The organism is Enterobacter cloacae complex sp. IR5459 (genome assembly GCF_049238005.1).
In the GTDB taxonomy this organism is placed as follows: Bacteria; Pseudomonadota; Gammaproteobacteria; order Enterobacterales; family Enterobacteriaceae; genus Enterobacter; species Enterobacter hormaechei_C.
Genome location: NZ_JBMKIG010000004.1, coordinates 443,907 through 465,025 on the forward strand (window position 1 = coordinate 443,907; position 21,119 = coordinate 465,025).

16 protein-coding genes and 1 pseudogene are annotated in these 21,119 nt (G+C 53.2%); 4 read left to right on the forward strand and 13 right to left on the reverse strand.

Annotated elements, in window-relative coordinates:
• Positions 1-13 precede the first annotated feature (13 nt).
• The 9 genes from lpxK to ACOTX4_RS11670 form a co-directional block, all read right to left on the reverse strand.
• Entirely contained in the window at positions 14-991 is a 978-nt protein-coding gene (gene lpxK, locus ACOTX4_RS11630; RefSeq protein ID WP_032657937.1) for a tetraacyldisaccharide 4'-kinase, read from the reverse strand.
• Complete coding sequence (gene msbA, locus ACOTX4_RS11635) at positions 988-2,736, reverse strand: lipid A ABC transporter ATP-binding protein/permease MsbA (RefSeq protein ID WP_003858227.1); 1,749 nt, start codon at positions 2,734-2,736, stop codon at positions 988-990. The genes lpxK and msbA overlap by 4 nt, the downstream gene beginning before the upstream one ends.
• A 36-nt stretch (positions 2,737-2,772) precedes the next feature.
• Positions 2,773-5,037, reverse strand: a complete 2,265-nt coding sequence (locus tag ACOTX4_RS11640) for a ComEC family protein (protein WP_003858231.1) — start codon at positions 5,035-5,037, stop codon at positions 2,773-2,775.
• A 212-nt stretch (positions 5,038-5,249) separates the two neighbouring features.
• On the reverse strand, positions 5,250-5,537 hold the full coding sequence (gene ihfB, locus ACOTX4_RS11645; RefSeq protein ID WP_003858233.1) for an integration host factor subunit beta: 288 nt from the start codon (positions 5,535-5,537) through the stop codon (positions 5,250-5,252).
• A gap of 170 nt (positions 5,538-5,707) precedes the next feature.
• Positions 5,708-7,381: a 30S ribosomal protein S1 gene (gene rpsA, locus ACOTX4_RS11650; protein WP_421635379.1), complete on the reverse strand. Its 1,674-nt coding sequence runs from the start codon at positions 7,379-7,381 to the stop codon at positions 5,708-5,710.
• Between the two features lie 111 nt (positions 7,382-7,492).
• The gene (gene cmk / locus ACOTX4_RS11655; RefSeq protein ID WP_003858236.1) at positions 7,493-8,176 is read right to left on the reverse strand and encodes a (d)CMP kinase; all 684 of its coding nucleotides are present in this window, start codon (positions 8,174-8,176) and stop codon (positions 7,493-7,495) included.
• A 185-nt stretch (positions 8,177-8,361) separates the two neighbouring features.
• Positions 8,362-9,645: a 3-phosphoshikimate 1-carboxyvinyltransferase gene (aroA, locus tag ACOTX4_RS11660; protein ID WP_063937856.1), complete on the reverse strand. Its 1,284-nt coding sequence runs from the start codon at positions 9,643-9,645 to the stop codon at positions 8,362-8,364.
• 68 nt (positions 9,646-9,713) lie between these two features.
• Complete coding sequence (gene serC, locus ACOTX4_RS11665) at positions 9,714-10,802, reverse strand: 3-phosphoserine/phosphohydroxythreonine transaminase (protein ID WP_421635380.1); 1,089 nt, start codon at positions 10,800-10,802, stop codon at positions 9,714-9,716.
• A gap of 162 nt (positions 10,803-10,964) precedes the next feature.
• Positions 10,965-11,657 carry a DUF421 domain-containing protein gene (locus ACOTX4_RS11670; RefSeq protein WP_003858241.1) on the reverse strand — a complete coding sequence of 231 codons (693 nt, stop codon included), beginning with the start codon at positions 11,655-11,657 and terminating at the stop codon, positions 10,965-10,967.
• A gap of 127 nt (positions 11,658-11,784) precedes the next feature.
• On the opposite strand from ACOTX4_RS11670, the gene ycaO reads away from it, so the two are divergent.
• From ycaO to pflA, 4 genes are all read left to right on the forward strand, one after another.
• The gene (ycaO, locus tag ACOTX4_RS11675; protein WP_045331500.1) at positions 11,785-13,545 is read left to right on the forward strand and encodes a 30S ribosomal protein S12 methylthiotransferase accessory factor YcaO; all 1,761 of its coding nucleotides are present in this window, start codon (positions 11,785-11,787) and stop codon (positions 13,543-13,545) included.
• A 405-nt stretch (positions 13,546-13,950) separates the two neighbouring features.
• Positions 13,951-14,808 (forward strand): formate transporter FocA, encoded by an 858-nt coding sequence (gene focA, locus ACOTX4_RS11680; protein WP_017384832.1) that lies wholly within the window; start codon positions 13,951-13,953, stop codon positions 14,806-14,808.
• A 51-nt stretch (positions 14,809-14,859) separates the two neighbouring features.
• Positions 14,860-17,142 (forward strand): formate C-acetyltransferase, encoded by a 2,283-nt coding sequence (gene pflB, locus ACOTX4_RS11685; protein WP_023315750.1) that lies wholly within the window; start codon positions 14,860-14,862, stop codon positions 17,140-17,142.
• A 203-nt stretch (positions 17,143-17,345) separates the two neighbouring features.
• The gene (pflA, locus tag ACOTX4_RS11690; RefSeq protein ID WP_063937860.1) at positions 17,346-18,086 is read left to right on the forward strand and encodes a pyruvate formate lyase 1-activating protein; all 741 of its coding nucleotides are present in this window, start codon (positions 17,346-17,348) and stop codon (positions 18,084-18,086) included.
• Positions 18,087-18,122: 36 nt separating this feature from the next.
• On the opposite strand, the gene ACOTX4_RS11695 is transcribed toward pflA, so the two are convergent.
• From ACOTX4_RS11695 to ACOTX4_RS11710, 4 genes and pseudogenes are all read right to left on the reverse strand, one after another.
• A complete protein-coding gene (locus tag ACOTX4_RS11695) occupies positions 18,123-18,644 on the reverse strand; it encodes an anti-virulence regulator CigR family protein (RefSeq protein WP_022650721.1) in 522 nt (173 codons plus the stop codon).
• Between the two features lie 123 nt (positions 18,645-18,767).
• A complete protein-coding gene (locus ACOTX4_RS11700; protein WP_003858254.1) occupies positions 18,768-19,916 on the reverse strand; it encodes an MFS transporter in 1,149 nt (382 codons plus the stop codon).
• A gap of 274 nt (positions 19,917-20,190) precedes the next feature.
• The gene (locus ACOTX4_RS11705; RefSeq protein WP_003858256.1) at positions 20,191-21,054 is read right to left on the reverse strand and encodes a dimethyl sulfoxide reductase anchor subunit family protein; all 864 of its coding nucleotides are present in this window, start codon (positions 21,052-21,054) and stop codon (positions 20,191-20,193) included.
• A 1-nt stretch (position 21,055) separates the two neighbouring features.
• Positions 21,056-21,119 (reverse strand): annotated as a pseudogene (locus ACOTX4_RS11710) (dimethyl sulfoxide reductase subunit B); the annotation flags it as partial.

Consider the following 21,119-nt stretch of genomic DNA (forward strand, 5'->3'; position numbering starts at 1 on the left):
AACCGCGTAGAAGTTACTGCACTAACGCGAGCAGTTCCTTGAGCAAATGTTCCGGCTGTTCGCCGCTGAGTTCAGCGTCAACCGGCAGATACCACCAGTTTTCTTTCGCAAAGGCCCGGCATTTTACCGCGTCTTTTTCCGTCATGATCAGCGTCTGGCCCGGCGCTGCCAGCCTTTCAACCTCTTCGGCAACTAACGCCTGGTGATCGGCCAGCGGCACCCGTTTTTCCAGCCGCGCGCCGCACTGCTCCAGCGTTGCGAAGAAACGCGGCGGATGACCTATACCGGCCATCGCAACCAGACGATCCAGCTGCGCGACGTCTTTACGCTCGCCGGTCAGCATATTTACGGCCTGTCCGGGACGAAGAAGCATCGGGATTTCGCCCGCTCTGGCTTCACCACCGTTCACAATCACGGCATCGACGGTTTTCAGGCGCGACGCACGCTCGCGCATTGGACCGGCTGGAAGCCACCAGCCGTTGCCAAAACGCCGCACACCGTCAATGACCACGATCTCTTTATCACGCGCCAGCGCGTAATGCTGCAAACCATCATCGGTAATGATGATTTGTACATCATGCTCCGCAAGCAGTGCCTTCACGGCATCACTGCGCACCGGCGATACCGCAACCGGCGCGCCGGTACGCTGGTAAATCAGTACCGGCTCATCACCGGCTTCAGCGGTTGTCGTAGCTGGGCTCAGCACCAGTGGATACTGCGCCGCTTTACCACCGTAACCGCGTGAGACAACTCCCGGGCGGATACCGCGCCTCTGGAGCTGCTCTACCAGCCAGATCACCACCGGGGTTTTGCCGTTTCCACCCGCCGTCAGGTTGCCGACCACCACTACCGGTACCGGTGCGCGCCAGGCGCGCTTGATCCCAAGGCGGTAAAGCAGACGAATAGCACCGCTCACCAGGCCATACAGCCAGGAGAGCGGGAGAAGCAGCACCCACAGAGGGGATTCACCCGACCAGATGCGTGCAATCATTGACCGAACTGCATTTTATGAAGCTGCGCGTAAACACCACGCTGTTCCAGCAGGTCCGCATGGCTGCCGCGTTCAACGATCACGCCATCTTCCACCACCACGATTTCGTCAGCCTGTTCGATGGTCGACAGACGGTGCGCGATAACCAGCGAGGTACGGTTTTTCTGTAATTCATCCAGAGCAGACTGGATAGCGCGTTCAGATTCCGTATCCAGTGCGGACGTTGCTTCATCGAGGATCAGAATCGGACTGTTGCGCAGCAGCGCACGGGCAATCGCGATACGCTGACGCTGACCACCGGAGAGCAGCACCCCGTTTTCGCCAATGATCGTATCCAGACCGTTATCCATTTTGTTAATGAAGTCCATCGCATAGGCCATACGCGCCGCATTCTCGATCTCTTCACGGCTGTACTCTTCGGTACGGGCATACGCAATGTTGTTCGCCACCGTATCGTTGAACAGATGCACGTTCTGCGAGACCAGCGCGACCTGGTTACGCAGCGACTGGAGGGTATATTCCCGCAGGTCGTGACCATCAAGCAGGATCTCGCCCTGGTCGATATCGTAGAAACGGGTAATCAGGCTGGCAATGGTCGACTTGCCCGAACCGGAACGACCGACCAGCGCGACGGTTTTACCCGCCGGGATGGACAGGCTGATATCACGCAGCGCCGGCACTTCACGGCCTGGATAGGTAAAGGTCACGTTACGGAATTCCAGGTCGCCTTTAGCGCGCTCGATCACGCGTGTACCTTCATCTTTTTCCTGTTCGGAATCGAGGATGCTGAACAGCGTCTGACAGGCTGCCATCCCGCGCTGGAACTGGGCGTTGACGTTAGTCAGCGATTTCAGCGGACGCATCAGCGCAATCATGGATGAGAACACCACGGTAATGGTACCCGCAGTCAGGGTTTCCATTACGCTCGGGAAGCTTGCGGCATACAGGACGAAGGCCAGGGCCAGAGAGGCAATCAGCTGAATGATCGGATCGGAAATCGACGAGGCCGATACCATTTTCATCCCTTGCAGACGCATTCTGTTGCTGACCTTGTCAAAGCGTTTGGTTTCGACTTCCTGACCGCCGAAGATCAACACTTCCTTATGGCCTTTCAGCATCTGCTCGGCGCTGGTAGTCACCTGCCCCATCGTATTCTGCATATTTTTACTGATGTTGCGAAAACGCTTTGATACCACGCGGATCGCGATGGAGACAATCGGCGCCAGCACAATAAGGATCAGCGACAGTTGCCAGCTGTAATAGAACATCATCGCGAACAGGCCGATGATGGATGCGCCTTCACGCACAACGGTAATCAGTGCGCTGGAAGAGGACGACGCAACCTGCTCTGAATCGTAGGTAATACGCGACAGCAGGGTACCGGTTGACTGCTTGTCAAAGAATGAGACCGGCATCCCCATCATATGGCTGAATAACCGACGGCGCATGGTCATCACCACTTTACCGGATACCCAGGAGATGCAGTAGCTGGATACATAGCTGGAGATTCCGCGTAAGATCATCAGCCCAATAACCACCAGCGGCATCCATAGCAGCACTGAACGATCCGTTTTACCGAAACCGTCATCCAGTAACGGTTTGAGAAGCGATAACATAAACGTATCGCTGGCTGCGTTGAGGATTAACGCTACGCCCGCCACGATCAAGCCTGCTTTGAAAGGAGCAATCATCGGCCAGAGCCGGCGGAACGTTTGCCACGTGGAGAGATCTTTGTCGTTATGCATTCAAAAAACCAGCATTTGTTGAAATAGCCGCATATTCTACCCGTTATCTACGGGCGCGCCAAACCACTGATGATACCAACGCGGTAAATAGTGTTCACGTAAGCGGCGAATTTGCCGACTTTGGTGCGAAAACGTCACAGATATCTGTCCGGACTGCGGAGTATCAAGCCAGAGATATCCCTCAGTTCGATAGCGCCTGACTACTTTGATGGAAGGGAAACGCCACGCGTTATAGCGGGCCATCGAGGCCAGCGAAACCTGTCCCTCCACGCGCTGTAGCAGCGGTGTTGAAGATGACGTGTTACTTCCATGATGCGGCACCTGAATCAGTGTAGACGCTAGTTGACGCCAGCGGTGGCTCAGCATTGCCAGTTCTGCCTGCCCTTCAATATCTCCGGTCAGTAAAACGCTTTGTTCGCCGTCATCGATTTTTACCACGCAGGAGCGGTTGTTACCTTTTGCCGAGGTATTTTCGGGTGGCCAGTGCACGGAGAACGTTAAACCCTGCCACTGCCATCGCTCTCCACGAAAGCAAGGAAGATGCCCGGCCCAGGATAAGGGGCTTCTGATCCACATTGCGGGCCAGGCAGCTTTTAGCGATGCCAGTCCCCCCGCGTGGTCGAGATGTTCATGGCTCAGGATCACCCCTTCCGGCCTCAGATGATGCCAGCGTAGCCAGGGGATAATCAGCTGCTGCCCGCTGTCCCCACCGGGCCATGCCAACCCAGTGTCATACAGAATGGCCTTCCCGTGACGCTCAATGACCATCGCCAGCCCCTGCCCTACATCCAGCATATGCAGGGACCAGCTGTCTGTTTTGGCCCTGTGCCAGAGGGGAAATGCCAGCACCACGCTGCCTGCCAGACAGACTGCGGGTACTGCGCTGAAGGCCCTGAATCGCCAGCCAATGATCAGCAGCCATGGCAGTAACGTCAGGTATTGCCAGCGTTCATCAACGTCCTGCCAGCCATTCGGTAAACGCATCAATAGCCAGAAAAGCCCTGCCAGAGATTTATCGGCAGCCAGCCAGACGATACTTTCCAGCGTCGCCACCGGAAACAGATGCAGAAACATGCCGAGCAGGATCAGCGGAACTGAGATAAACGTGACCAGAGGAACGGCAAACAGATTCGCCGCCAGCGAGGAGAGACTGAAACCATGGAAAATCAGCACCTGAAGCGGCAACAGAAGCAGCAGCATACCGACCTGCAAATACAACAGCGTAACCAGCGGCCGCAGGCACCGGCCACGTTGCCAGAGCGGGAGAGGCAACCACTGATACCAAAAAATAAGCGCGGCGACCGCAAACGCTGATAGCGCCAGGCTTTGTGACAGGACCGCCAGTGGATCGAAAACCAAGATCGCCGCCACGCAGGTAAGCCATACCTGCCAGGGCGACCACTGGCGACCACTCATTTTTAATGCCGCCAGTACCACAAGCGCGATAGCCGTGCGCAGCGCAGGCGGCTGTAAGCCTGTTAGCCATGCGTAAAACGCGGCAAAAATCAGCCCTGCCAGCAAGGGGATTTGCCAGATAATCCAGCGGCCCGGCAGGAAGAACTGGATGCCTCGCGCCAGAAACCAGATGACAGAAGCGGCCAGCGCAATATGCAATCCCGAGATTGCCATCAGATGCATCGTTCCGGTCTCACGCATCAGGTTTTTTATCTCCCGCGAGACCGACAGCCGCTCCCCCATTCCCAGCCCCAGTATCACGGGTCCCCACTGATATGCTGAAAGCGTACTCTGTAGTGATGTCAGGTACTGCGCACGCAGGCTACAGCCTTCGTCAACGAGCGCCGCATGGGTAAACCGTCCACTCAGCGTCTGATGTCGGGCAAAGGCATTTTTCTGTGAATCATAGCCGCCATCGTTGAGTTCTCCGTGTACCGCCCTGAGCCGCAGGGTCATTGCCCAGCGTTGACCCACGCAGACGTTTTGCGGCAGATAGTTGCCATACAGCGCCACGCCCATGGCAGCCCACACACGTTCTCCATTGAGGCTGATAATCCTTCCCTGATGCATCGTTGCGCCGTCCGTTGCGGTAATGACCACCTCGGCCTGCTGCGGAACTTTCGTTAAATGGTTCATCGGCCACACGCTTTCCTGAGCGGCCAGGATCCCCCAGCACATAAAAAGCAATGCGAGGCCTGAAAACCTGAGCCATTTTCTCTGCTGTACTGATAACGCAATTCCTGCGGCAATCAGCAACCAGACAATATGCAAATCTGGCAAAACGGGTAACCAATAGAGCGGGATTATGGCCAGAATGGCGCACATACTGATAACGTGGATCCCCATCTTCACCTCCATGTTTCAGGCGATTATGCGGCGGGACTGATGCGTCGTCAGACAGAAAAGGCGTGATTTACAGCGGACGCTGCAACGTTTTTTAGCGTTTACAGTAAAGAGAAAATTTAAATGCGGCGCGTATTCAGAAATGCAGGGGCGGGATACAAAAAAAGCACCCTAAGGTGCTTTCTTTAAACTCAGTTTAACCCTGATGATTAAACTCAGTTACCGTAAATATTGGCGCGATCGCGCAGTTCTTTACCCGGCTTAAAGTGCGGAACATACTTTCCTTCCAGCTCCACTTTATCGCCAGTCTTCGGGTTACGCCCGGTACGTGGTGCACGATAGTGCAGGGAAAAACTACCGAAACCGCGGATTTCAATGCGCTCGCCCTGGGCAAGAGTGGTAGCCATATGCTCCAGCATCTCTTTAACGGCATCTTCCACAGCCTTGGCAGGGATATGCGGTTGCTGACTGGCAAGTCTTTCAATCAATTCTGACTTGGTCATGATTCCTCCGGTTCCTTTCAAACCCATTAGCTGAACAGCTTATTAAACAAGGGCGGCCGTAGCCGCCCTTTGTTATTGATTACAGGACGAATCCTGCAATCTGTCAAGTCTGCTCTCCATCCTTCGCGCTGTAAATGCGTTACAGCTCAAATGATGGTGCGAACCTGAACTTACTCGCCTTTAGCTGCTTTGAAAGCTTCAGCCATTGCGTTGTTAGAGAAGTTTGCATCTTCCTGTTTGTTCACAGTTGCGATTGCATCTTTCTCATCAGCTTCGTCTTTAGCACGAACAGACAGGCTGATTGCACGGTTCTTACGGTCAACACCGGTGAACTTAGCTTCAACGTCGTCACCAACGCTCAGAACCAGAGTTGCATCTTCAACGCGGTCACGTGAAGCTTCGGAAGCGCGCAGGTAACCTTCAACGCCGTCAGCCAGTTCTACGGTTGCGCCTTTAGCGTCAACAGCAGTCACTTTACCGTTTACGATTGCGCCTTTCTTGTTCAGTGCAACCCAGTTGTTGAACGGATCTTCTGCAAGCTGTTTAACGCCCAGGGAGATACGCTCACGCTCTGCGTCAACTTGCAGAACAACTGCTGCGATTTCGTCGCCTTTTTTGTATTCACGAACTGCTTCTTCGCCTGCAACGTTCCAGGAGATGTCAGACAGGTGAACCAGGCCATCGATGCCGCCGTCCAGGCCGATGAAGATACCGAAGTCAGTGATAGACTTGATTTTACCTTCAACACGGTCACCCTTGTTGTGGGTTTCCGCGAACTGCTGCCATGGGTTGTTTTTGCACTGCTTCAGGCCCAGGGAGATACGACGACGTTCTTCGTCGATATCCAGAACCATCACTTCCACTACATCACCAACGTTAACAACTTTGGATGGGTGGATGTTTTTGTTGGTCCAGTCCATTTCGGAAACGTGCACCAGACCTTCAACGCCTTCTTCGATTTCAACGAAGCAGCCGTAGTCAGTCAGGTTGGTTACGCGACCAGTCAGTTTAGTACCTTCTGGGTAACGCTTAGCGATAGCTACCCATGGATCTTCGCCCAGCTGTTTCAGGCCGAGGGATACACGAGTACGCTCGCGGTCGAACTTCAGCACTTTAACAGTGATTTCGTCGCCCACGTTCACGATTTCGCTTGGGTGCTTAACGCGTTTCCACGCCATGTCGGTGATGTGCAGCAGGCCATCAACGCCGCCCAGGTCAACGAATGCGCCGTAGTCAGTGAGGTTCTTAACGATACCTTTGACTTCCATGCCTTCCTGCAGGTTTTCCAGCAGCTGATCGCGTTCTGCGCTGTTTTCGGATTCGATAACGGCACGACGGGAAACAACAACGTTGTTACGCTTCTGGTCCAGCTTGATTACTTTGAACTCAAGCTCTTTGCCTTCGAGGTGCAGGGTGTCACGGACTGGACGAACGTCTACCAGAGAACCTGGCAGGAACGCACGAATACCATTCAGCTCAACAGTGAAGCCACCTTTAACTTTGCCGTTGATAACACCGACCACAGTTTCAGCTTCTTCGTAAGCTTTTTCCAGCGTGATCCATGCTTCGTGACGTTTAGCTTTCTCACGAGACAGCAGGGTTTCGCCGAAGCCGTCTTCTACTGCGTCCAGAGCAACGTCAACTTCGTCACCTACCTTGATTTCCAGCTCGCCCTGGGCGTTTTTGAACTGCTCAGCCGGGATGGCAGACTCAGATTTCAGACCGGCGTCAACCAGTACAACGTCTTTGTCGATAGCAACAACAACGCCACGAACGATGGAACCCGGACGGGTTTCGATTTCTTTTAAGGATTCTTCAAACAGTTGAGCAAAAGATTCAGTCATGTTTAATCTTCAGGTTAATATTAACGTCCACCTGGCTCCGTGCCGGATGGGGTTGTTTCACATACCCGCCGTCAATCCATTGCAGCGGGGGTACTGCTAAATCGGTCGCGATTACGCGAGTGCCAGTTTTTGGCGCGCATATTGTAGCGCTTTTTCAATCACTTGCTCAATAGTTAAACTGGTTGAATCCAGCACTAATGCGTCTTGCGCGGGAACAAGTGGTGCGACGGCGCGGTTACGATCGCGGTCATCGCGCTCTTTTATCTCGGATAAAAGGCGATCAAAGTTAACACTAAACCCCTTTTCCTGCAACTGAAGCATGCGGCGATGGGCACGTTCTTCTGAAGAGGCGTCAAGGAAAATTTTCACTGGCGCATCAGGGAATACCACGGTTCCCATGTCGCGGCCGTCGGCGATCAGCCCCGGCGCTTCACGGAAACCGCGCTGGCGACGTAACAGCGCTTCACGAACGCGTGGGAAAGCCGCCACCTGAGAGGCCGCATTGGCCACTTCCTGGGTACGGATTTCACCGCTGACATCTTCCCCTTCCAGGATCACTTCAAGGTTGCCATCGGTCGAGACAAAGCGCACATCCAGATGCGCAGCCAGCGGTACCAGCGCTTCTTCAGACGCAACATCCACATGATGATGCAGCGCAGCCAGCGCCAGCACGCGATAGATTGCTCCCGAATCTAAAAGATGCCATTGCAATGCTTCCGCCATCGCTTTGCACAGAGTACCTTTCCCTGCGCCACTTGGCCCATCAATGGTGATTACCGGGGCAATTGCCGTCATCTTTTTCTCCTTAATTAAGGCATACCGTTTACATGAACGCCGCGCATTATACGCGCCAACGTGCGCAACTGTTACCTTTGCGTGCAAATTACGGAATGATTGAAGCAGAGTGTAGAAGAAATGAAAGAGGATGAGTGTCAGAAAGCGTAAGGAAATGCCGCATCAGGTGATGCGGCATACGATCATCAGGCCAGGGTGCTAATGCGCGTCAGCTGTTCGAAGTAGTCCGGGAACGTTTTTGCCGTACACTTCGGATCAAGGATAGTGACTGGCGTATCTGACAACGCCACCAGCGAGAAACACATCGCCATGCGGTGATCGTTGTAGGTGCCAATTTCTGCAAATTGCAGTTTTGCCGGCGGCGTGACGCGAATGTAGTCTTCGCCCTCTTCTACCTCGGCCCCCACTTTACGCAGCTCGGTTGCCATCGCGAACAGGCGGTCCGTCTCTTTCACACGCCAGTTGTAAATGTTTCGCAGCGTGGTGGTGCCTTTCGCAAACAGCGCAGCGGTAGCAATGGTCATCGCCGCATCCGGAATATGGTTCATATCCATATCAATGGCGTTCAGCTCACCGTGGGTACAGGAGATGAAGTCATCGCCCCAGGTCACCACCGCGCCCATTTTTTCCAGCACGTCAGCAAAACGGATATCGCCCTGCACGCTGTTGCGGCCAATGCCCGTCACTTTTACCGTACCGCCTTTAATCGCACCTGCGGCAAGGAAATAGGAGGCGGAGGAAGCATCGCCTTCAACCAGGTAGTGGCCCGGGGACTGATACTGCTGCGCTCCGCGCACCACGAAGCGCTGATAAGACTGGTTTTCCACCTCAACACCAAAGGTGTTCATCAGGTGCAGGGTGATATCAATGTACGGCTTAGAAACCAGGTCGCCTTTAATGCTGATGACGGTGTCCTGTGGTGCCAGCGGTGCGGTCATCAGCAGCGCGGTCAGGAACTGGCTGGAAACGCTACCGTCAACCTCTACATTGCCGCCAGTGAATCCCCCGCGCAGACGCAGGGGCGGGTAATTTTCCTGCTCAAGATAATCAATCTGCGCGCCGCCCTGGCGCAGGGCATCCACCAGATGGCCGATCGGACGCTCTTTCATTCGCGGCTCACCGGTCAGCACAATATCGTTACTCCCCAGACACAGCGCAGCGGCCAGAGGACGCATCGCGGTACCGGCGTTACCCAGGAAAAGCTCCAGCGCTTCAGCAGAATGTAACGCGCCGCCGTTACCGGTGACTTCACAACGGGTACGATCGTCAGGCAGCGCGTACTGAACGCCCAACGCTTTCAGTGCATTGAGCATATGGCGCACGTCATCGCTGTCCAGCAGATTAGTGAGGACGGTGGTGCCGTTTGCCAGAGCTGCCAGCAGCAGAGCGCGGTTCGAGACACTTTTTGAACCAGGCAGATTAATGGTGCCATCTACCCGCGCGATAGGTTGTAACGTCAGGGATTCCATGAAACTCAACTCTCAACTCAACATAATAAAAACCCCGCAGGAACGCTGCGGGGGTGAAAAACAGCCAATTAACCGTGACGACGTTCGAAGTCGATCATGAAATCAGTCAGGGCTTTAACGCCTTCCAGCGGCATGGCGTTATAGATAGAGGCGCGCATCCCGCCTACCACACGGTGGCCTTTCAGCGCATGCAGACCCGCCGCGAAGGACTCTTCAAGGAACACGTTATCCAGGTTGCTGTCCGCCAGCTGGAACGGCACGTTCATGCGCGAACGGTTAGTTTTGGCGACATCGTTACGGTAGAAATCGCTCTTGTCGATCACGCCGTACAGCAGTTCAGCCTTTTGCTGATTGATCTTATCCATCTGCGCCACACCGCCTTTTAGCTTCAGCCATTTGAAGACCAGGCCGGAGAGATACCAGGCAAAAGTTGATGGGGTGTTGAACATGGAATCGTTGTCGTTCAGGACGGTGTAATCCAGAATTGACGGGCAAGACTTATGGGCTTTCCCCAGCAGGTCTTCACGCACGATAACGATTGTCAGGCCCGCAGGACCGATGTTTTTCTGGGCACCCGCGTAGATGACGCCGTAGCGGCTGACATCCAGCGGGGTGGACAGAATGGTTGAAGAGAGGTCCGCCGTCACAATGACATTTTCGCCAAAGTCTGGCTCTTCGTGAATGGCAATACCGTCAATGGTTTCGTTCGGGCAGTAGTGAAGATACGCGGCGTTGTCAGAAAGCTGCCACTCACTCATCGGCTTCACGGCGCGCAGACCGTCAACGGTCACTTTGGCATCGATGACATTCGGCGTGCAATATTTATGCGCTTCTTTTACCGCACTGGCCGCCCAGTAGCCCGCATCAACGTAATCAGCGGTGGTTTTGTCGCCCAGCAGATTGAGCGGGATACCCGCAAACTGGCCGCGTCCACCGCCGTGACAGAACAAAACTTTGTAGTTCGAGGGAATGTTCAGCAGATCGCGAAAATCCTTTTCTGCCTCTTCCGCCACCTGAATAAAGGCTTTACCCCGGTGGCTGATTTCCATCACCGACGTACCCAGACCGTTCCAGTCACACAGCTCCTGTTGAGCCTGTTTGAGCACATCTGTCGGTAACATTGCCGGACCTGAACTGAAATTAAAGACTTGAGCCATTTCCCCTCACCACGCTAAAAGCCATAAGTTATAACTGTGGATATCGGTTTTATCATTCAGTGACACGCGCCGCAATGTCTAAAACTGATGGCCGAAGAAATGTGTTACTCGTCACACAATACAATCTGCCGTACCGTTGTCACAAAACCGACAAAATCGCTGTCAGGTGATGCGTTTAGCCCGGCTAACCTTCGTCCATTCTGGATTCGTACAGCGGGGGCATAATTGATGATCGCCCGCCTGCATGACCACCACATGACTACATTTTATGCAGGCATACTCCCCCGCTTCAGGTACAGTTTTGTATCGTTCGATAAGCATATCCGGCAGGATGCACAGACCGGGCTTCACCTCATCGTCGGGATAGTAATAAACGCTGATTTGACCATTCGTTTCCATAATCGCCAGACGCACCTGCCCCAGTTGCTCAACACTGCTCAGACGGAGTTCCATAAAGAACTCAAACTCCGTCATATTGGCGCTTTGCACATTTTCCCAGGCCAGCTGACCGTCCTCGACGATAACGACCGGCTTCCCTTCAAGCAGATCTTCCAGCTTTTCACTTTTCGACATCAGCCACATGACAAGGCGGTAAAGCAGCGCCAGTGTGACAAAAACGATAAATACCGGCACCATCGGCACATCATCATAGAAGGCGACATCCCCCGCCGCGGAACCCAGCGTCAGGATGATCAATACTTCAAAAAGCGACATCTGCCGCACGCCGCGACGACCGGTGATTTTAAGAAACAGGAAGACCAGAACGAAGGTATACAGACTACGCAGCGCCACTTCGCCTAAAAATTCAGGGGGGACTTTATCAAACGCCATCCGCTGGAGATCGAATGCTTTCATTTTTCTATGCCTTAACAGTGAGTTACTGACAATAAGCATAGCCCAGTCTTTTATTTTCGCCGGAGATAGCACCCGTCACGCAAAACCCGTATCATTGCGCGCTTTACGTACGATAAAAGTGAACGCCATGACTCAAACGTTTATCCCCGGCAAAGACGCCGCTCTGGAAGATTCCATCGCTCGCTTCCAGCAGAAACTGACCGACCTGGGTTTTAACATCGAAGAAGCCTCCTGGCTCAATCCGGTGCCGCATGTCTGGTCTGTGCATATTCGCGATAAAGACTGTGCCCTGTGCTTTACCAACGGTAAAGGCGCGACAAAAAAAGCGGCACTGGCCTCCGCGCTGGGTGAGTATTTTGAGCGTCTGTCCACCAACTATTTCTTTGCTGACTTCTGGCTGGGCGAAACCATCGCCAACGGCCCGTTCGTTCACTATCCGAACGAAAAATGGTTCCCGCTGACCGAAGACGATGAACTGCCGGAAGGAATTCTCGACGCGCGCCTGCGTGCCTTCTACGATCCGGAAAACGAACTGACCGCCAGCATGCTGATCGATCTGCAGTCCGGTAACGACGATCGCGGTATTTGCGCCCTGCCGTTTACCCGTCAGTCTGACGAGCAGACCGTCTATATCCCGATGAACATCGTCGGCAACCTGTATGTGTCTAACGGCATGTCCGCCGGTAACACCCGCAATGAAGCGCGCGTGCAGGGGCTGTCTGAAGTCTTCGAGCGTCATATCAAAAACCGCATTATTGCCGAATCCATCAGCCTGCCTGAAATTCCGGCAGAGGTGCTGGCGCGCTACCCGGGCGTGGTGGAATCCATCGCCAAGCTGGAAGCAGAAGGTTTCCCAATCTTTGCGTATGACAGCTCGCTGGGCGGCAAGTATCCAGTGATCTGCGTCGTGCTGTTTAACCCGACCAACGGCACCTGCTTCGCCTCCTTCGGCGCGCACCCGGACTTCGGCGTGGCGCTGGAGCGTACCGTTACCGAGCTGCTCCAGGGCCGTAGCCTGAAAGATCTCGACGTGTTTACGCCGCCAACGTTTGACGATGAAGAAGTGGCCGAGCATACCAACCTCGAAACTCACTTCATCGATTCCAGCGGCTTAATTTCCTGGGATATGTTCAAGCAGGACGCGGACTATCCGTTCGTGGACTGGAGCTTTGCCGGTACCACGGAAGAAGAGTTCGCGACGCTGATGGCGATCTTTAACGCGGAAGACCAGGAAGTGTACATTGCCGACTACGAGCATCTTGGCGTTTACGCGTGCCGCATCATCGTGCCTGGCATGTCTGATATCTATCCGGCGGAAGATCTGTGGCTGGCGAACAACAGCATGGGCGCGCATCTGCGTGAAACGCTGCTGGCTCTGCCGGGCAGCGAATGGGAGAAAGAGGATTATCTGAACCTGATCGCCCAGCTGGACGAAGAAGGCCATGATGATTTCACCCGCGTACGCGAACTGCTGGGTCTGGCGACCGGAAAAGATAACGGCTGGTACACCCTGCGCATCGGCGAGCTGAAAGCGATGCTGGCGCTGGCGGGCGGCGATCTGGATCAGGCTTTGGCCTGGACCGAGTGGACGATGGAGTTTAACCAGTCCGTCTTCTCCGCCGAGCGCACTAATTATTACCGTTGCCTGCAAACGCTGCTCCTGCTTTCTCAGGAAGACGACCGCGAGCCATTGCAGTATCTGAACGCCTTTGTGCGTATGTACGGTGCGGATGCCGTTGAAGCTGCCAGCGCGGCGCTGAGCGGTGAAGAACCATTCTACGGCCTGCAAGCGGTTGACAGCGATCTGAAAGCCTTCCCGGCGCATCAGTCACTGCTGAATGCGTATGAAAAATTGCAGAAGGCAAAAGCCGCTTACTGGTCAAAATAAGCGCATATAACATTAATGGCTGTAGGCGTATTCAATCGCCTGAGCTATATTACGGGGCAATTTCATTGCCCCTTTTTTTTATTTTTCCGCAATGACGTTTAATTGTAATAATTAAGTTAACCACGGGTAAATATAAAAACGCTTACCTGAGCTTTACTGTTACTAATTATAATAAATACTCCATTTTAATTAACTGTTCCATGGGAGGCTGAAGGAAAAAATTCAACTCTTTTCATAACTTTTAAAATTTATTTTTATACGGATAATCAAATACTTACTCCGCTTTCGCTGTAAAAGCATACACACTGCGGGCCTATAAGCCAGGCGAGATATGATCTATATCAATTTCTCTTCTATAATGCTTTGTTAGTATCTCGTCGCCGACTTAATAAAGAGAGAGTTAGTGTGAAAGCTGACAACCCTTTTGATCTATTACTCCCCGCTGCGATGGCGAAAGTTGCCGAAGAAGCGGGTGTCTACAAAGCCACGAAACATCCGATGACGACGTTCTTTCTGGCCATTACGGCTGGGGTGTTCATCTCCATCGCTTTCGTCTTCTATATCACAGCCACCACCGGCACTGCCGGGATGCCTTTCGGCATAGCGAAACTGATTGGTGGTATTTGCTTCTCACTGGGCCTGATTCTCTGCGTCATCTGCGGCGCCGACCTCTTCACCTCAACGGTGCTGATTGTTGTGGCAAAAGCCAGCGGAAGAATTACCTGGGGTCAACTGGGGCGCAACTGGCTCAACGTTTACGTTGGCAACCTGATTGGCTGTCTGCTCTTTGTTCTGTTGATGTGGCTCTCTGGCGAGTATATGACCGCCAACGGCGGCTGGGGGCTTAACGTCCTGCAAACCGCCGACCACAAAATGCACCATACATTTATCGAAGCCGTTGCTCTCGGCATCCTTGCAAACCTGATGGTCTGCCTGGCGGTCTGGATGAGCTACTCTGGTCGTAGCCTGATGGATAAAGCCATGATTATGGTTCTGCCGGTTGCGATGTTTGTTGCCAGCGGCTTTGAGCACAGTATTGCGAATATGTTCATGATCCCGATGGGGATTGTTATCCGCAACTTTGCAAGCCCGGAGTTCTGGACTGCTGTAGGTTCAACCCCGGAAAGTTTTTCACACCTGACGATTATGAACTTCATTACTGATAACCTGATCCCCGTCACTATCGGGAACATTATCGGTGGGGGTCTGTTAGTTGGGTTGACATACTGGGTCATTTACCTGCGTGGCGGCGATCATCATTAATGGTTGTCTCAGGCAGTAAATAAAAAATCCACTTAAGAAGGTAGGTGTTACATGTCCGAGCTTAATGAAAAGTTAGCCACAGCCTGGGAAGGTTTTACGAAAGGTGACTGGCAGAATGAAGTCAACGTCCGTGACTTTATTCAGAAAAACTATACCCCGTATGAAGGTGACGAATCCTTCCTGGCTGGTGCGACTGACGCAACCACCAAGCTGTGGGACAGCGTAATGGAAGGCGTTAAACTGGAAAACCGCACTCACGCGCCAGTTGATTTTGACACCTCCGTTGCTTCTACCATCACTTCTCACGATGCTGGCTACATCAATAAAGCCCTTGAGAAAATCGTTGGTCTGCAAACTGAAGCACCACTGAAACGCGCAATCATCCCGTTCGGTGGTATCAAAATGGTTGAAGGTTCCTGCAAAGCGTATAACCGCGAGCTGGACCCAATGCTGAAAAAAATCTTCACCGAATACCGCAAAACCCATAACCAGGGCGTATTCGATGTTTACACCAAAGACATTCTGAACTGCCGTAAATCTGGCGTTCTGACCGGTCTGCCAGATGCCTATGGCCGTGGCCGTATCATCGGTGACTACCGTCGCGTTGCGCTGTACGGTATCGACTTCCTGATGAAAGACAAATACGCGCAGTTCGTCTCTCTCCAGTCTGACCTGGAAAACGGCGTAAACCTGGAAGCGACTATCCGTCTGCGTGAAGAGATCGCTGAACAGCACCGTGCGCTGGGTCAGATCAAAGAGATGGCGGCTAAATACGGCTGTGATATCTCTGGTCCTGCTACCAACGCTCAGGAAGCTATCCAGTGGACCTACTTCGGCTACCTGGCCGCAGTTAAGTCTCAGAACGGTGCAGCAATGTCCTTCGGCCGCGTATCCACCTTCCTGGATGCGTACATCGAACGTGACCTGAAAGCAGGCAAAATCACCGAACAAGACGCTCAGGAAATGATTGACCACCTGGTCATGAAACTGCGTATGGTTCGCTTCCTGCGTACCCCAGAATATGATGAGCTGTTCTCTGGTGACCCAATCTGGGCAACCGAATCTATCGGCGGTATGGGCGTAGATGGCCGTACTCTGGTAACCAAAAACAGCTTCCGCTTCCTGAACACCCTGTACACCATGGGTCCTTCTCCGGAGCCGAACATCACCGTTCTGTGGTCTGAAAAACTGCCTCTGAACTTCAAGAAATTCGCCGCTAAAGTGTCCATCGACACCTCTTCTCTGCAATATGAGAACGATGATCTGATGCGTCCTGACTTCAACAACGATGACTACGCTATCGCTTGCTGCGTAAGTCCAATGGTTGTTGGTAAGCAAATGCAGTTCTTCGGTGCGCGTGCAAACCTGGCGAAAACCATGCTGTACGCAATCAACGGCGGCGTTGATGAAAAACTGAAAATGCAGGTTGGTCCTAAGTCTGAACCGATCAAAGGCGACGTGCTGAACTATGACGAAGTCATGGATCGCATGGATCACTTCATGGACTGGCTGGCTAAACAGTACGTGACCGCGCTGAATGTTATCCACTACATGCACGACAAGTACAGCTACGAAGCCTCTCTGATGGCGCTGCATGACCGTGACGTCATTCGCACCATGGCATGTGGTATCGCAGGTCTGTCCGTTGCGGCTGACTCCCTGTCTGCAATCAAATATGCGAAAGTTAAACCAATTCGTGACGAAGATGGTCTGGCTATCGACTTCGAAATCGAAGGCGAATATCCGCAGTTTGGTAACAACGACGCTCGCGTTGATGACATGGCGGTTGACCTGGTAGAACGTTTCATGAAGAAAATTCAGAAACTCACTACCTATCGTAACGCTATCCCGACTCAGTCTGTTCTGACCATCACCTCTAACGTTGTGTATGGTAAGAAAACCGGTAACACCCCAGACGGTCGTCGTGCTGGCGCGCCATTCGGCCCAGGTGCTAACCCAATGCACGGTCGTGACCAGAAAGGTGCGGTTGCCTCTCTGACCTCCGTTGCTAAACTGCCGTTTGCTTACGCGAAAGATGGTATCTCTTACACCTTCTCTATCGTGCCAAACGCGCTGGGTAAAGACGACGAAGTGCGTAAAACTAACCTCGCGGGTCTGATGGATGGTTACTTCCACCACGAAGCGTCCATCGAAGGTGGTCAGCACCTGAACGTGAACGTGATGAACCGTGAAATGCTGCTCGATGCGATGGAACACCCTGAGAAATATCCTCAGCTGACCATCCGCGTATCTGGCTACGCAGTACGTTTTAACTCCCTGACGAAAGAACAGCAGCAGGACGTTATTACCCGTACTTTCACTCAGTCCATGTAAGTGGAATTGACTGAAATCACGCGTTAAAAAGCGTACAATAAAGGCTCCACGCAAGTGGGGCCTTTTTAACACCCTCGCTTCATCAGTCTCTTTTGTCCGCTATCTATACTTAATGGATAACAGCCAAAACAGACTCGACATAGCCTTTGAGCTGTGCATCTACATAGGCCCCCGGATGGGCCAAATTCGGAGATATCACCGCAATGTCAATTATTGGTCGCATTCACTCCTTTGAATCCTGTGGCACCGTCGATGGCCCGGGGATCCGCTTTATCACTTTCTTCCAGGGCTGCCTGATGCGCTGCCTGTACTGCCATAACCGCGACACCTGGGACACCCATGGCGGTAAAGAAGTCACCGTAGAAGATCTGATGAAAGAGGTGGTGACCTATCGCCACTTCATGAACGCGTCCGGCGGTGGCGTGACGGCATCCGGCGGTGAAGCCATTCTTCAGGCTGAATTTGTGCGCGACTGGTTCCGCGCCTGCCACAAAGAAGGCATTCATACCTGCCTCGACACCAACGGCTTTGTGCGCCGTTACGATCCAGTTATTGATGAACTGCTTGAAGTGACCGATCTGGTCATGCTCGATCTCAAGCAGATGAACGATGAGATCCACCAGAATCTGGTTGGCGTCTCGAACCACCGTACCCTGGAATTTGCCAAATACATTGCCAACAAAGGCGTCAAGACCTGGATCCGCTACGTGGTGGTGCCGGGCTGGTCAGATGATGATGACTCTGCACATAGTCTGGGTGAATTTACCCGGGATATGGGTAACGTGGAGAAAATCGAACTCCTGCCCTATCACGAGCTGGGTAAACATAAATGGGTGGCGATGGGTGAAGAGTACAAGCTCGATGGCGTGAAGCCGCCGAAAAAAGAGACGATGGAGCGCGTCAAAGGTATTCTTGAGCAGTATGGCCACAAGGTCATGTATTAACGAAAAGGCCCGGTGAAAACCGGGCCTTTTTATATTCTATTTAAAGACGCCGTTAATAACGGAAGTCACAATCGCTGTACTCAGCGCAATTAAGACCAGGTCGTCACCTACCACGCGCCATTCATAGCCCGGATAGGAAGGAAGCTGACCCAGCATATCGGCTGGCACGGTTTTCTTCGCAATGCCCGGAGGCAGTGGCTTACCGCGCGCCAGGTTTTTCGCAATACCCGGAGGCAGAGAGTCGTAGCCCGTTAAGCCGTAATTCAGGGCCAGATGGCGGGCATGATCGAAGCTTACGCGAGCATCCACATCATTACCGACATCTTTGCTGTTTTTAAAGCTCTTATCCGATTTCCCAGGGTTATCCTGACCGTTATTGTGCTTATTACCATGGTTACCAGAGTTCCCGTTACCATGATTGCCGCTATTACCTTGTCCGCCACCGTTTCCGTGACCACCGCCATTCCCGTTACCAGGATTAGCCATGGCCGGAGCCGTTGCAAACGTTAAAGCCAACACTACGGCAAGTGCGGTAGTGGAAAAACGACGAGTAGACATGATGGCTGCCTTTTAGTGGGAGAACTCATTGGAATTATCGCCAGGCAGTAAAAACTCACAATCAGTAAAAGTCTTATATGTGACAGGGACAAAAAAGCCTGTCATCGACAGGCTTTTAATAAATCAGGCATGGGCCACTGGCGTTGGATGTTCGCCCACTTTGCGCAGCAGCATTAGCAGATAAATAAACGACACGCTGGCGATCATAATAAACAGCAGATTATCAGAATAATTTTGCATGAGCATAGCGGTAAAAGTCGGCCCCAGTAAACTGCCGATAGTGTAACTCAGCAATAAAGCCTGGTTCATCGCCACCAGCTGGTGATGCTCAACTTTCTCACAGGCCCACGCCATCGCGACCGGATAGAGCGTAAAGCCCGCAGCCCCCAGAATGAACAGCGCGGGCGCCATCGCGGCGTTGCTGAGCATGGCGAGACAGCCCATGATGACCACGAAGACCTGAACGCGCAGCACCAGCAGACGACCAAAGCGGTCCGCCAGGCGGCCAATCGGCCACTGGCCGACAATCCCCGCGCTGACCATCACCGCCATCCAGAAACCGATCCCGGAATCACTGACGCCCTGATGGTTAAGATAGAGCGGCATCAGGCCATAGAGCGAGCCCAGCACAATCCCGGAAATAATGCAGCCGTTAACCCCCAGACGCGCCTGGCGCAGTCTCAGCATCGGCCAGACGTGGGTGGCTTCCTGATGTTCGCTGTTTTGATTCACAATACGGGTAAAGAGCAGCGGCAGGATCGCCGCCAGCACCATGCCCGTCACCCACGGCAGCACGCTCATCAGGTCGGTTGGCAGTTTGCTGACCATCAGCTGTCCCAGAACGGTACCGACGTAGTAAACCATCATATAGGCCGCCAGCAGACGCCCGCGATTACGGGACGTGCCGCTGCACATCAGCGCACTTTCAACCACCACCCAGATCATGGCGCAGCCGACGCCCGCAATAAAGCGCCAGACCATCCAGCTCCAGAAGCCGACCATAAGGCCTAAACCGGCGCAGCCGACGGCAAAGATCAGCGACGCCAGATAATAACTGCGGTTAAAACCAAAGCGCTTAATAAGGCTGCCCGTTAATAAGGTGCCCAGCAGATTGCCCGTAAAAAAGGACGAGCTAACCATACCCACCTGCCAGGTCGGTAAGTTTTCATGGGCGAGCCATAGCGGGACGAGTGTGTTTAACACCGCGATCGCCAGGGTCAGCAAAAGCAGGCCACAGAGCAACAAAAGCACCGGGCGGGTATAGGTGGTCATGGATTAAAAACCGTGAGGAAGTTCAGATTTCGTGCGCATCATGCCACTGGCAAAAACAAAGTCAATCCACCGATTCAGGCGTCACGCACGTTATGCGCCTTGTCGATTTAAAAAACTCATCCTGCTAATGCAAAGCCTGCTACTGATATTAATTATCTATTTGTTTTTATTTATTTCCGGGAATTTTTACAACGAAACATCAGTCGAAAAATTTCATGAATGAAAAAAGAAAAGCCGGGCGCTATGTCCCGGCTTTTTATAACAAAATCTAAAATTAGCTGGCGATAGCCAGACCGACCGTCATATGCAGACCATAAAATACGCCGCGACCAATTAACTCCCCTGCCAGCACCAGTACAAAGGCCAGGGACAGTAACGGCAGCGCAGGCGAGTAACCTTTAAGCTGAGGGGCAATCCAGCACACCAGCGCAGCCGTCAGCAGCACCACACGCCAGGCCATCAGCGAACCGTAATCCGGCACCAGCGCCGAAGCCTGCTGGATAGAGCTGTGAATGGTCGCCAGCTCCGCTCCCTGCATGAGCGCGACAACGGTACTGATTACCAGCGCCAGCAGCGAGACCGCGGGCAGCAGGCGCATCGCCCAACCATTAATGCCAGCCACGCGCAGCAGCAGATAACCCAGCAGGGGCCCGCCAATAAACATGGTCAGGAAGAAGCTCATCGGCGTCCAGACGCTGTACCAGGTTGGAACCGTATCAATTGTGTTGTACACCCTGACCATCATCCAGACGAAGACAACGCCCAGTACCATAGTGACGATGAGCCACAACGCGCGTAACCCTGACGGCAGCTTTTTCACCGCTGCCAGTAACCACCCCAGCCCGCCAACGGCAAAGAAGATTGCGCCGCTGGCAATCTCGTTACTCAGCGAAGAGGCACCTACGCGGTTCAGGGAGTTAAACGCGCGCATCGGTGAGCCCAGGTGCAGCGTAGAGGCGATAAACCCAATGCCCATCAACACCCACAGGCCAAACATGCTTAACACTAAACGCTGCTGCTGTTCAGTATTGAGGTTCCCTTTTAACAGCGCCAGCGCAAGAACGATAAACCCGCCCGCCACGCACTGCCCAAAGACCGTGAAGATCATCAGCGGCCATTCATGCCATCCACTTCCCATCTCACACCTCCTTCGGGTTTGCCAGGTAGCCGGTGGTGTCCCCCGTCGGACGGCTGTTGGCGTTA